12 protein-coding genes are annotated in these 13,250 nt (G+C 61.3%); 11 read left to right on the forward strand and 1 reads right to left on the reverse strand.

Annotated elements, in window-relative coordinates; all coding sequences use genetic code 11:
• Window positions 1-85: 85 nt before the first annotated feature.
• Window positions 86-856 (reverse strand): type I methionyl aminopeptidase, encoded by a 771-nt coding sequence (map, locus tag ACH6CX_RS04615; RefSeq protein ID WP_232941559.1) that lies wholly within the window; start codon window positions 854-856, stop codon window positions 86-88.
• Window positions 857-1,214: 358 nt separating this feature from the next.
• Here map and rpsB point away from each other — a divergent pair, with 358 nt between their 5' ends.
• The 11 genes from rpsB to lpxD all read left to right on the forward strand — a co-directional run bounded on the left by rpsB (window position 1,215) and on the right by lpxD (window position 13,203).
• Window positions 1,215-1,961 (forward strand): 30S ribosomal protein S2, encoded by a 747-nt coding sequence (rpsB, locus tag ACH6CX_RS04620; protein ID WP_232941560.1) that lies wholly within the window; start codon window positions 1,215-1,217, stop codon window positions 1,959-1,961.
• A gap of 119 nt (window positions 1,962-2,080) precedes the next feature.
• Complete coding sequence (gene tsf, locus ACH6CX_RS04625) at window positions 2,081-2,944, forward strand: translation elongation factor Ts (protein WP_232941561.1); 864 nt, start codon at window positions 2,081-2,083, stop codon at window positions 2,942-2,944.
• 154 nt (window positions 2,945-3,098) lie between these two features.
• On the forward strand, window positions 3,099-3,836 hold the full coding sequence (gene pyrH / locus ACH6CX_RS04630) for a UMP kinase (protein ID WP_232941562.1): 738 nt from the start codon (window positions 3,099-3,101) through the stop codon (window positions 3,834-3,836).
• Window positions 3,833-4,390, forward strand: coding sequence for a ribosome recycling factor (frr, locus tag ACH6CX_RS04635; RefSeq protein ID WP_232941563.1), 558 nt, complete (start codon window positions 3,833-3,835; stop codon window positions 4,388-4,390). The genes pyrH and frr overlap by 4 nt, the downstream gene beginning before the upstream one ends.
• The gene (gene uppS, locus ACH6CX_RS04640; RefSeq protein WP_232941564.1) at window positions 4,390-5,151 is read left to right on the forward strand and encodes a polyprenyl diphosphate synthase; all 762 of its coding nucleotides are present in this window, start codon (window positions 4,390-4,392) and stop codon (window positions 5,149-5,151) included. Before frr ends, uppS begins: the two co-directional genes overlap by 1 nt.
• A 48-nt stretch (window positions 5,152-5,199) precedes the next feature.
• Window positions 5,200-6,045 (forward strand): phosphatidate cytidylyltransferase, encoded by an 846-nt coding sequence (locus ACH6CX_RS04645; RefSeq protein WP_232941565.1) that lies wholly within the window; start codon window positions 5,200-5,202, stop codon window positions 6,043-6,045.
• A 115-nt stretch (window positions 6,046-6,160) separates the two neighbouring features.
• Complete coding sequence (ispC, locus tag ACH6CX_RS04650) at window positions 6,161-7,348, forward strand: 1-deoxy-D-xylulose-5-phosphate reductoisomerase (RefSeq protein WP_396674984.1); 1,188 nt, start codon at window positions 6,161-6,163, stop codon at window positions 7,346-7,348.
• 58 nt (window positions 7,349-7,406) lie between these two features.
• Entirely contained in the window at window positions 7,407-8,762 is a 1,356-nt protein-coding gene (gene rseP / locus ACH6CX_RS04655; RefSeq protein ID WP_232941567.1) for an RIP metalloprotease RseP, read from the forward strand.
• Window positions 8,763-8,948: 186 nt separating this feature from the next.
• A complete protein-coding gene (gene bamA / locus ACH6CX_RS04660; protein WP_232941568.1) occupies window positions 8,949-11,519 on the forward strand; it encodes an outer membrane protein assembly factor BamA in 2,571 nt (856 codons plus the stop codon).
• 78 nt (window positions 11,520-11,597) lie between these two features.
• Window positions 11,598-12,113 carry an OmpH family outer membrane protein gene (locus ACH6CX_RS04665; RefSeq protein ID WP_232941569.1) on the forward strand — a complete coding sequence of 172 codons (516 nt, stop codon included), beginning with the start codon at window positions 11,598-11,600 and terminating at the stop codon, window positions 12,111-12,113.
• A gap of 19 nt (window positions 12,114-12,132) precedes the next feature.
• The gene (lpxD, locus tag ACH6CX_RS04670; protein WP_232941570.1) at window positions 12,133-13,203 is read left to right on the forward strand and encodes a UDP-3-O-(3-hydroxymyristoyl)glucosamine N-acyltransferase; all 1,071 of its coding nucleotides are present in this window, start codon (window positions 12,133-12,135) and stop codon (window positions 13,201-13,203) included.
• Window positions 13,204-13,250 lie beyond the last annotated feature (47 nt).

Below are 13,250 nucleotides of genomic sequence, written 5' to 3' on the forward strand. Positions count from 1 at the left end.
CAGTGCCCGGCCGGAAATCGTGGCCCCGTGATACTCGCAGGTTTACCGGGAGCGGGGCGGAGGGGGACCGCCGGGCCAAAATTGGTCAGAAATTCTCTTCCCCGCGGGCGGTCAGTACCTCAACCCCGTCGTTGGTCACCGCCATGGTGTGTTCCCACTGGGCGGACAGGCGCCGGTCGACGGTCACCGCAGTCCAGCCGTCGCGCAGTACCTTGGTGCCGGGCTTGCCCGCATTGATCATCGGCTCAATGGTGAAGGTCATGCCTTCCTCGAGCACCAGGCCTGTGCCTGGTTTGCCATAGTGCAGTATCTGCGGGTCCTCGTGGAAAACGTCACCAATACCGTGCCCGCAGAAGTCGCGCACCACGGAGTAGTAATTTTTCTCCGCGTGTTGCTGGATCACGTGGCCGATATCGCCCAGCGTGGTGCCCGGCCGGACGATATCGATGGCACGGTAGAGGCACTCCTGGGTGATGCGCACCAACCGCTCGGCATGGGGGGCGGGCTTGCCCACAAAGTACATCTTGCTGGTGTCGCCGTACCAGCCATCCTTGATCACAGTGACATCGATATTAATGATGTCGCCTTTCTTCAGCACCTTGTTGTCTGACGGGATGCCATGGCAGACCACTTCATTGATTGAGGTGCAGATGGATTTGGGGAATCCCCGGTAGCCCAGGCAGGCGGGGATGGCGTCCTGGACATTGACTATATGGTCGTGGCAGCGTCGGTCCAGCTCCTCGGTGGTGACGCCAGGAACCACATATTCGCCGATCATTTCCAGCACTTCTGCGGCCAGGCGGCCTGCGGTGCGCATCTTGGCGATCTGTTCCGGGGTCTTGGTGGCTGCGGTCATACTCTCACTTCCGGGCTGGTTGCTGCGGGTTCGTCAATTCCCGGGTGATCCGGGAGGCGCGCTATTGTAGCGGATTCGGCTGCCCCGGGCACAACCGGGGCCGGCCGGGATGCCAGCTGTCGGCTTTTTGGCTTCCCGGGCCCGGTTGAATATGGTATAAAGCGCGCCGCTCTGGGCCGCCGTGCCCGGGCTTTCACCATTTAAGACTAACGTCTCACATACACCGGCACATGCGCCTGGGTGTTCCCGAGTGGCCTCGCAAGGGGTGCAAGGGGATTGGTGCATGGGGTGTGTGGAGGATATAACCCGGGAAGTGTCCGCCGCAGGATGGCCGCTTCCGTAGATATTGAGGTTTACTATGCCGCAAGTCAGCATGCGCGATATGCTGCAGGCTGGTGTCCATTTTGGCCACCAGACCCGCTACTGGAACCCGAAGATGGGTCAATACATCTTTGGCGCCCGCAACAAGATTCACATCGTCAACCTGGAGCACACTGTGCCGGCCTTCAATGAGGCCCTGCAGGTGATCAAGGGTATGGCGGCCCAGAAGAAGCAGGTACTGTTCGTTGGCACCAAGCGCGCCGCGCAGAAGTCCATCCGCGAGCAGGCTGAGCGCTGTGGCATGCCCTACGTCAGCAACCGCTGGCTGGGTGGCATGCTCACCAACTACAAGACCATCCGCGCCTCCATCAAGCGCTACCGCGACCTCGAAGCCCAGTCCAAAGACGGTACTTTCGACAAGCTGACCAAGAAAGAAGCCCTGATGCGCAGCCGCACTATGGATAAGCTCGAGCGTTCCATCGGTGGTATCAAGGACATGGGTGGCCTGCCGGACGCACTGTTCGTGATCGACGTAGAGCACGAGCGCATTGCCATCCAGGAAGCCAACAAGCTGGGTATCCCGGTGATCGCCGTGGTTGATACCAACAGCGACCCGGAGGGTGTTGACTACGTGATCCCCGGTAACGACGACGCCATCCGTGCGATCAAGCTCTACACCACTGCGGTGGCCGACGCTGTAGTGGCGGGCGTTGCCGAAGCTGGTGGCAGCGCTGCTCAGAATGAGTACGTCGAAGCGAGTGACGACGAGGCCGCTGCGGAGTAATCCGCAGGGCACAGCGGTGTAACACTGAACCGTTACGCTGCCAATCGGAAAGGGGCCCCTCGACTGGCCCCTTTTTTTCAAATCCTATTCATTAGCGAACGAACCCCGAGGATTGAATCATGGCGATTACCGCGTCTATGGTAAAAGAACTGCGCGAGCGCACCGGCCTGCCGATGATGGAGTGCAAGAAAGCACTGAACGAAGCCGATGGCGATATCGAGAAGGCGATCGAAGACCTGCGTAAAGCCTCTGGCCTGAAAGCCGCCAAGAAAGCCGGCCGCACTGCTGCTGACGGTGTTGTGGCTGCAAAGGTAGCCGACGATGGAAGCTACGGCGTGCTGGTTGAAGTCAATTCCGAGACCGACTTCGTTGCCCGCGATGACAACTTCAACGGCTTTGTACAGAAGGTTGTGGAGAAGGCTTTCGCCGAGCGCCAGGAAGATGTCGCTGCCCTGATGGAAGGCGAGCTGGAATCTGCACGCGAAGCACTGGTACAGAAGATCGGTGAGAACATCGGTGTGCGTCGTGTCCAGGTTGTGGAAGCGCCGGTCGTGGGCGCCTACGTGCACTCCAACAACCGCATCGCTACCATCGTGGCCCTGAGCGGTGGCGAAGTTGAGCTGGCTCGCGAAGTGGCCATGCACGTGGCGGCGGTCAACCCGCAGGTCAACAAGCCGGAAGATATGCCGGCCGAGGTCCTGGAAAAGGAAAAGGACATCATCAAGGCCCAGCCCGATATGGAAGGCAAGCCGGCTGAAATCGTCGAGAAGATGATGGGTGGCCGTATCAAGAAGTTCCTGAAGGAAAACAGCCTGGTAGAGCAGCCGTTCGTCAAGAACCCCGACGTAACCGTCGGCAAGCTGGTCAAGGATGCCGGTGCTGATGTTGTTTCCTTTGTCCGCTTCGAAGTGGGCGAGGGCATCGAGAAAGAAGAGGTGGACTTCGCTGCTGAAGTGGCCGCCCAGGTCAAATCTTCTTCCTGATCGATACAATACGGTCGCCCCATGGGGCGACCGGCTGCGGAGGGGTGCCTGCGGTGGGCTCATGGAGCTGCATCGCGGCACCCCTCTGTGTAAATGACCGAAATTGTTGTAATGTTCGGCGGCAATACCTGCCAGCGCTAGTGAGGACCAGAGGATGCCCGGTGTAAAAGACCGCAAGTACAAGCGAATCCTGTTAAAGCTCAGCGGTGAGGAGCTGATGGGGGACCAGGGGTTCGGGATCAGCCCCAAGGTGCTGGACAAGATGGCCCTGGAAATCGGCCAGCTGGTGGGGATCGGGGTCCAGGTGGGCCTGGTGATCGGCGGTGGCAACCTGTTCCGTGGCGCCGCGCTGCACGCCGCCGGGCTCGACCGGGTGACCGGGGATCATATGGGGATGCTGGCCACGGTGATGAATGCCCTGGCCATGCGCGATGCCCTGGAGCGTTCCAATATCTCCTCCCGGGTAATGTCCTCGATCCAGATGAGTGGTATCGTCGACCACTATGACCGCAGGGCCGCTGTTCGTCACCTTGAGCGTGGCGAGGTGTTGATTTTTGCTGCCGGCACCGGCAACCCTTTCTTTACCACCGACTCGGCGGCGTGCCTGCGTGGTATAGAGATTGAGGCCGAGCTGGTGCTCAAGGCCACCAAGGTCGACGGCGTTTACTCAGCCGACCCGGTGCTGGACCCGTCGGCGACCCGCTATGAGCAGCTGACTTTTGACGAGGTCCTCGACAAGAAACTCGGCGTGATGGATTTAACCGCAATCTGCCTGTGCCGCGACAACAACATGCCCGTGCGGGTGTTCCGTATGGACAAGACCGGCGCACTGCTCAATATCGTGGTGGGCGGTGAAGAGGGCACGCTAATCGAAGAGGAAGAGAGACAGTGATTGAAGATATCAAGAAAGATGCCAAGGTGCGCATGAGCAAGGCGCTCGACGCCCTGGGCAGCAATTTCAATAAAATCCGTACCGGCCGTGCGCACCCGAGCATCCTGGACGGTATCCATGTCTCCTATTACGGTGCCGATGCCCCCCTGTCGCAGGTGGCCAACGTCAACGTAGAGGACGCCCGTACCCTGAGCGTCACTCCCTGGGAAAAGAACCTGGTGCCGGAGATCGAGAAAGCGATCATGAAGTCCGACCTGGGCCTGAACCCGAGCACTGCGGGTACCGTAATCCGTATCCCCATGCCGATGCTGACCGAGGAAACACGCAAGAACTTCATCAAGCAGGCCAAGAGCGAGGCGGAGACCGCACGTGTTTCCATCCGCAATATCCGCCGCGATGCGCTGGCGGACGTGAAGGCACTGGTCAAGGACAAGGAAATTTCCGAGGACGATGAGCGCCGCGCCAGTGACGACATCCAGAAGATTACGGACAAATTCGTGAGCGATGTGGATGCGGCCCTCGCGGCCAAAGAAAAGGACCTGATGGAAATCTGATGGCTTCCGGTGGTTCCCCCGAAGTGGTGTCCCGCGAGGGGCCCCGCCATATCGCCATCATCATGGATGGCAATGGCCGCTGGGCCGCCCGGCGCGGCCTGCCGCCCTCCGCCGGCCACAAGGCCGGCGTCGAGCGCATTCGCGACCTGGTCTCGGCCTGCAAGGACCGGGGGGTTGAGGCGCTCACCCTGTTTGCCTTTTCCAGTGAGAACTGGCAGCGCCCGCCCAAAGAGGTGGAGTTGCTGATGAGCCTCTTTTACTCCTACCTGCGCAAAGAAGCCCGGCGGATGGCCGATGAGGGTGTGCGGCTGCGGGTGATCGGCCGTCGCGACCGCCTCTCTCCACGCCTCCAGCGCGCCATCGCCGAAGCCGAGGACATTACCCGCGACGGGACCCAGGGCAACCTGGTGATCGCGGCGGATTACGGCGGCCAGTGGGATATCGCCAACGCTGCACGGCAGCTCGCGGAGCAGGTGGCGGCCGGGGAGCGTACTCCGGATTCCATTAATGAACAGACACTGGCAGAGTATGTCCAGCTGGCTGACCTGCCGCCGGTGGACCTGCTGATTCGCTCCAGTGGCGAGCAGCGTATCAGCAACTTTATCCTGTGGCAGGCCGCGTATAGCGAGTTTTACTTCACAGAGACGCTGTGGCCGGAGTTTGGCGAGGCTGAACTGGACGCGGCGATTGCAGCTTACTCCCGGCGCCACCGGCGCTTCGGTGGGCGCGACGATGATGACGGGCTGAAAGCGCAGGCCTGACATCGGCTATAACCAGGCTACAAAAACAAGGCAATAAAGGGTTTTACGGTGCTAAAACAAAGAATAATTACCGCGCTGGTGTTGGTCGCCCTGTTTCTCGGCGCCCTGTTCCTGCTGCCCATCCAGTGGTTCACCCTGGCCACGGTTGCGGTCATCCTGCTGGGTGGCTGGGAGTGGGCCAACCTCTCGAATCTCAATCGCGCCCTGCGCTTCGTATTCCTGGCGGCCCTGGGCCTGGCCCTGATCGGTACGGCCGAGTACGTCTTTGCGATGGATTTCGCCAGTCCCGACACCGCTCGGGCGCGCCATATCCTGGCGGTGGCCTGCGGCTGGTGGGCGCTGGCGTTCCTGTGGGTGCAGAGCTATCCCGCCAGCGCCATGCTCTGGGGTAACCGCTGGGCGCGCGGCCTGATCGGCCTCGTGGTGCTGGTGCCGGCCTGGCTGTCGATGGTAATCCTGCGCGGCCAGGAACACGGTGCCTGGCTGGTCCTGTTTGTGGTCGCAGTGGTGGTGTCTGCCGACGTTGGTGCCTACTTCGTGGGGCGGCGTTTTGGCAAGCACAAGCTGGCCCGGGAAGTGAGCCCGGGTAAGTCCTGGGAGGGCTTTTTCGGCGGCCTGGCGGCGTGCCTGGTACTGGCGGTTGGCGTTTCCATCCTGCTCGACCTGCCCCTCAAGAACAGTGTGCTGTTCTCTTTCGGTATCCTGGTAACGGCGGTTGCCTCAGTGATTGGCGACCTGGTGGAGAGCATGTTCAAGCGCCACCGGGGGATCAAGGACAGCAGCCATATACTGCCGGGGCACGGCGGTATCCTGGATCGTCTCGACAGCCTCTCGGCGGCGTTGCCGGTATTTACCATGGCGGCGCTGGCGAGCGAATTACCCAAGTACCTGTAGCCGCCAGCATGTTGTCCCTGAAGTGTTTTTCTTCAAGGCAGCAGTGTGTGAACAACAGCAGTATCCCGGATAAAAGGCCCTGGACTGCGGGGCCTCAGAGGTAAACTGAAAGTCTATGTATTCCCCGCAGCAGCAAGCCGTCACCGTCCTGGGCTCCACCGGCTCCATCGGTGTCAGCACCCTCGATGTCCTCGAGCGACACCCGCAGCGCTACAGCATCTTTGCGCTCACCGCCCGCGAGCGGGTGGAGGAGCTGGCCCAGCAGTGCCGCCGCTTTGCGCCCCGCTTCGCGGTGGTGGCCGACGAAGAGAAGGCGGGGCGGTTGCAGTCCATGCTCGCAGCGAGCGATTTGCAGACCGAAGTGCTGTGGGGGGTTGAGGGCCTCTGCCAGGTGGCGGCTGACTCCCGTGTGGATACGGTCATGGCCGCCATTGTCGGTGCGGCGGGGCTGCGTCCCACGCTGGCGGCCGTTGAGGCCGGCAAGCGGGTGCTGCTGGCCAACAAGGAGTCACTGGTCATGGCCGGCCCGGTTTTCACCCGGGCCCTGGCCGCCAGCGGCGCGGAGATGCTGCCCATCGACAGCGAGCACAACGCCATCTTCCAGTGCCTGCCCCAGCCGTGCGGTAGCCTGGAGGGAGCCGGGGTGGAGAAGATCCTGCTGACCGGGTCGGGCGGTCCCTTCCGGCGCCACCAACTGGACGACCTGCACCACGTGACCCCGGATGAGGCCTGCGCTCATCCCAACTGGTCGATGGGGCGTAAGATTTCGGTGGATTCGGCCACCATGATGAACAAGGGCCTGGAGTTTATCGAGGCCTGCCTGCTGTTCAATGCCCGCCCGGAACAGATTAAGGTGGTGGTGCATCCTCAGAGTATCATTCACTCCATGGTGCAGTATCGCGACGGGTCGCTGCTGGCCCAGATGGGTAACCCCGATATGCGTACCCCGATCGCGCACGCGCTGGCATTCCCGGAGCGGATTGACAGCGGCGTGGCGGCGCTGGACCTGATCGCCCAGGGGCGGCTGGATTTCGAGGCGCCGGACCTGCGGCGTTTCCCCTGTCTGCGGCTGGCGCGGGAAGCAATGGCCGCAGGCGGCAGTGCCCCGACGGTGCTCAATGCCGCCAATGAGGTGGCTGTAGATGCCTTCCTTGGTGGAAAACTGCCGTTCACCGGGATTCCGGCGGTGATCGAGCAGGTTATGGATTCTGTGCCAGCGGTTGAACTGACCGGCCTGGATGCAGTCGAAAATGCGGATCGCCAGGCTCGCGCCCTGGCTCTCAAAGTGCTGGAGTCCGCCTGAGGCGGGCCGGTGCGTTGCGGGAGTCACCGGTGGGACTGGCATTAACTGACGGGTAGTTATGGATCTGATTCAGACGGTCCTCTGGGCGCTGGTGGCGCTCGGGGTGCTGGTATCTTTTCACGAGTTCGGGCATTTCCTGGTCGCGCGATTGTGCGGCGTCAGGGTGCTGCGCTTTTCCGTGGGCTTCGGTCGGCGGCTGATCTCGCGCTACGACCGCCATGGCACCGAATTCACTATTTCCGCTATTCCGCTCGGTGGCTACGTGAAGATGCTGGACGAGCGCGAGGGGGCAGTGCCACCCGGGCAGCTGGACCAGGCATTTAACCGCAAGAGCGTCTGGGCCCGCATTGCCATCGCCGCTGCCGGCCCCCTGGCGAACTTCCTGTTGGCGATCGTGCTGTTCTGGGCGGTGTTTATGGGCGGCACCGCCGGGCCGGTCCCGGTAGTGGGGGCAGTGGAGCCCGGCAGTATCGCCGCCCGTGCAGGCCTGGAAGAGGGCCAGGAGATCCTGGCCGTGGACGACCAGCCGACCCCAACCTGGCAGGCGCTCAACTGGCGCCTGGCTAACCGGCTGGGGGATTCCGGTACCATAGAGTTCACCATTCGCTACCCGGATTCTGAACTGGAGTACCACTCAGTGGCGGATATCGACCGCTGGCTGGCCGGACAGGAAGTGCCGGACCCGGTGGCCGAGGCCGGTCTCGAGCTGTGGAGACCCCCGATCACGATGACCCTGGCCCAGGTAACTGCCGACAGCCCGGCCCGTGAGGCGGGAATGCAGGCCGGTGACCGCATCCTGACAACCGACAGTCGTATTTTCGAGACCTGGGAGGCGTGGACAGAGTACGTGCGCGCACGGGCGGGTGAGCCCCTGCAGGTGGAGGTGGAGCGAGACGGCGAGCGTGTCTCGCTGACAGTGACGCCGGCCCCGGTAACACTCGACAGTGGCGAGGAGATCGGCCGGATCGGGGTCCTGCCGGTGGTTGAATCCTGGCCGGAAGACCGGGTTCGCACCTACCACTACGGTATTGCGGGCGCGCTGGCCAAGGGGCTGCAGGAGACCTGGGACAAGACAGTATTTACCCTGAATAGCCTGAAGAAACTGGTGTTCGGGCAGCTATCGACCAAGAACTTGAGCGGCCCTATCACCATTGCTAAAGTGGCCGGCACTTCGGCGGACGCCGGCTGGCAGTCTTTTCTGTCGCTGCTGGCGCTGCTCAGTATCAGTCTCGGGGTCCTAAACCTGCTGCCGATTCCGGTGCTGGACGGTGGCCACCTGCTCTATTACGGCATTGAGGCGGTCAAGGGCTCACCGGTGTCCGAGCGCGTGCAGGTGATTGGCCTGCAGGTGGGTATGGCGCTGGTACTGGGGATTATGGGGCTGGCGCTGTACAACGACATCCTGCGCCTGTAGCGCAGCTGGTTTATTGGTCCCGCCCGGGCTACCGGGAGGGACAGCCCCCCAGGGGGCGCGGAGGGGCCTGCCGGCAAGGCGGCTCCCCGAGAGATCCCCCTGCCATAGGCGGTGCGGGACCAGGCCGGGCAGGGTTGCATTCTCCCGGCCCAGTGGAATTGCGAATAAATACTTTGGAACTGGTTAATGAATGATTTCCTGAAAGCGGCCTCATTGGGGTTGGCACTGCCGATTACCGCTGTTGCCCAGTCGTTTGTGGTCAACGATATTCGCGTGGAGGGCCTGCAGCGGGTATCGGCTGGCACGGTCTTCGCCGCCCTGCCGGTGCGCGTGGGGGATACCATTGAGAGCCTCGAGATCCAGAGCGCGACCCGCGCACTGTTCCGCACCGGTTACTTTCAGGATATCCAGATCGGCCGGGAGAGCGGCGTCCTGGTAATCACGGTTCGCGAGCGGCCCGCCATCTCCAAGATCGAGCTCACCGGTAACAAGGCGATCAAATCCGAGGACCTGCTCAAGGGCATGGAGGAGAACGGTCTCGCCGAGGGCCAGATCTTCAAGCGTGCCACCCTCGAGGGCCTGGCGCAGGAACTGGAGCGACAGTACGTAGCTCAGGGACGTTATGGCGCCAGTGTCACCACCGAGGTCAAGGAGTTGCCCCGCAACCAGGTGGAACTGAAGGTTGTGGTTGATGAGGGCTCGGTCGCTGCGATCAAGCACATCAATATTGTCGGCAATGAAGCTTTCTCTGATGATGAGCTGGCGGATATCTTTGAGTTGCAGACCACCGGCTGGTTGTCCTGGCTCAGCAGTGACGACAAGTATTCCCGTGAGAAGCTGACCGGCGATCTGGAGCGGCTGGAGTCCTTTTACCTGGACCGCGGCTACCTGGAATTCAAGATTGATTCCACCCAGGTATCCCTGAGCCCTGACAAGCAGAGCGTTTTCATCACCGTGAATGTCTCCGAGGGAGACGTGTATAAGGTGAGCGAAGTGGACCTGGCCGGTGACCCGGTGGTGCCCGAGGAGGAGATCCGTCGCCTGCTGCTGGTTCGCGAGGGCCAGACCTTCTCCCAGGTCCTGATGACGACCACTTCCGATTACATTACCAAGCGCCTGGGCAACGAGGGTTATACCTTTGCTGAGGTCAATGGCATGCCCGAGCCCAACGAGGAAGACAAGACGGTAAAAGTCACCTTCTTCATCGACCCGGGCAAGCGCGCTTATGTGCGCCGGATCAATTTCCGCGGCAACACCCGCACCTCCGATGAGGTACTGCGCCGCGAAATGCGCCAGATGGAGTCCGCTTCTGCGTCCTCTGCCCGTATCGAGCAGTCAAAGGTCCGCCTGGAGCGCCTGGGCTACTTCAAGGAAGTGCAGGTGGAAACCACGGAAGTACCCGGTACCTCCGACCAGATCGACGTAGAGTACACGGTAGAGGAGCAGCCTTCCGGCACTATCGGCGGCACAGTGGGTTACGCGCAGGACAGCGGTATCGTGCTGGGTGCCAACGTGCAGGAGAATAACTGGCTGGGTACCGGTAAATCCGTCGGCGTCGCCATCAATACCTCCCGTTACCAGACGGTAGCGAATTTCTCCTACACCGATCCCTATTTCACTCCCGACGGTGTGAGCCGTGGTTTCAATGTGTTCTACCAGGAGCGGGACTACTCGGAAATCAACCTGGCGAGCTATAACACCACCACTTACGGTGCCGGCCTGAATTTTGGTTATCCGATTTCGGAAATCTCCCGGGTGGGCCTGAATTTCGGTTTCAGCCACCTGGAGCTTGGCACCGCCAGTAATTCGGTCAAGGAAATCCGTGAGACCCCCCGCGCGATTGAGGGCGTGGATGGGCAGGTGCTGGATACGGACATCGTGACAATCGATGAAGAGCTGGCTGCCGCTGTGGAGGCGGGCGAGGCTCTTGACCTCAGCCAGCCATTGGATCCGTCGCTGCTGAATACCGACCTGGACGGCTTTGTGGACGTGAACGGTGACGAGTTTGATACATTCTCGGTAACCGGCTCCTATGCCCGCTCCACCCTGAACCGCGGCATCCTGGCGACCCGCGGTACGTCGCAGCGTGCATCCCTGGAAATCGCTGTGCCGGGCGGGGACCTCGAGTACTACAAGTTTATCTACACCGGCCAGTATTTCCGCCCGCTGACCAAGAACCTGACCCTGCGCCTGCGTACCCGCCTCGGTTACGCTGACAGCTTTGGTGATACCTCCGAGCTGCCGTTCTTCGAGAACTTCTACGGTGGTGGCTTCGGCTCGGTACGCGGCTTTGAGCGCAATTCACTCGGCCCGCGCTCTACCCCGCCCACGCCCTATAACACCACCACCTGTGCGGTAACCGCAGAGGGCTTCGCGGCCGAGAGATGTTACGTACTGAACGAGGAGACCGGGGCTCTTGAGGTCGTCTCGAACCCCCGTGAGCCGGATCCGTTCGGTGGCAATATCCTCGTAGAGGGTAGCGCTGAGGTGATTTTCCCGTTGCCGTTCATCAAGGACCAGCGCTCCATGCAGTCCGCGTTCTTTATCGATGCGGGTAATGTCTTTGATACCAGCTGTGGCGAATCTCAGCTGAACTGCTACGATGTCGACGTTGAGCGGCTGAATGTTTCAGCCGGTATCGGCCTCACCTGGATCTCCGGTTTTGGCCCACTGACATTCAGTGTGGCGAAGGCGCTGGAGAAGAACGACGAGGACGAGGTCGAAGTATTCCAGTTCTCCCTGGGTAACAGTTTCTGATTCCCGGGGCAGGGCTTGAACGAGGCGGTCGAAGAGAGCCGCCGTGTAGTATAAATAAGCAAAAATGGAGAAACCGACGTGCTTAAATCTGTAAAAATTATCGCAGTCCTGTTTGTGGGAATTATTTTTTCCGGGGCTGCCGCGGCACAGAGCAAGGTAGCAGTCTTCAACCTGCAGGCCGCCATCATGAGCACCGAGGCGGCCAAGTCCAAGGTTAACGCGCTCAAGACCAGCTCCGAGTACTCGCAGCTGCAGAGCACTGCGGAATCCATTCGTGCCGAAGTGCAGAAACTGGCCGAAGATGCGCAGAAGAATGCGGTTACCTGGTCCGAAGAGCAGAAGGCCGAGCACCAGCGCAAGATGAACTTCAAGCGTTCCGACTTTGAGACTGCGGTCAAGAAGCTGCGTGCAATGGAAGGGCAGGTCGGCCAGGAGATCCAGAAGACCATGGCACCCAAGGCCAAGAGTGCCCTGGAAGCCATTATCAAAGAGCAGAGCCTGGACCTGGTGCTGGACGCAAATTCCGCCTATTTCGCTGGCCCCAATGTCGACCTGACTGCCGCGGTAGTCAAGCGCATGAACGCGGACAAGTAATCCGGCAAGAATTGCGCGCATGACAGATAAACTGACCCTCGCCCAGCTGGCCTCCCGGCTGGGCGCTGAGTTGCGCCTGGCGCCCGGGGCGAGCCCCGATGAGGTGCCGGGTGGGCTGAGCACGCTGCAGGATGCAGCGCCTTCCGATGTAAGTTTCCTTGCCAGTGCAAACTATCGCCGCTTCCTGCGCGATACACGCGCCTGTGCTGTGATACTCACTGCCGAGCTCGCGGACGAATGCCCGGTGTCTGCCCTGGTGGTGGAGGCGCCCTACCATGCCTTCGCCCGGGCGACAGCACTGTACGATACCGCTCCCGCGCCGGCCGCGGGTATTCACCCAGCGGCGACGGTGCACGAGGGAGCCGACATCGATCCATCCGCGAGTATCGGTCCCGGTGCCGTTATCGGCGCTTCCACCCGTATCGGTCGCGATGTCGTTATCGGTGCCAACACCACGGTGGGAGAGGGCTGCATTATTGGCGACGGCACCTGCCTGCACGCCGGTGTCTTCGTCTACCACGGTTGTGCTATCGGGGATCGATGCATCATTCACAGTGGTGCAGTGGTTGGTGCAGACGGCTTCGGCTTTGCCCCTCATGAGAAGCGCTGGACGAAGATCCACCAGCTGGGTGGTGTCGAGATTGGCGATGATGTCGAAATTGGTGCCTGTACCTGTATTGACCGCGGCGCACTGGGCAATACCGTGGTTGGGCAGGGGGTCAAGATCGACAACCAGGTGCAAATCGCGCACAATGTGCAAATTGGTGACTACTCAGCCATTGCCGCCTGTTCGGCGGTCGCCGGCAGCGCTGTGATCGGCAAACACTGTACGATCGCGGGTGGTGCCGGGGTGGTGGGGCATGTCACGGTGGCAGATGGCACACATGTCACTGCGATGACGCTGGTCACCAAGTCCATCGAATCGGCCGGTTCCTATTCAAGCGGCACGCCTTTTTCTGACAGTCGCAGCTGGCGTCGAAATGCAGTGCGTTATGCACAGCTGGACCAGATGTCACGTCGCCTGCGGGAGCTCGAGAAGCAGGTGGCGGTTCTTTCCGCGCGCCGCCCCGAGGCTGGCGACGGAGAGTAAGGCAGCGGGAGTAACCGGGCTTTGCAGGTCCAGGCGTCCGGTGCGAT

It is taken from the genome of Microbulbifer sp. JSM ZJ756, assembly GCF_044383805.1.
Taxonomy (GTDB): Bacteria; Pseudomonadota; Gammaproteobacteria; order Pseudomonadales; family Cellvibrionaceae; genus Microbulbifer; species Microbulbifer zhoushanensis.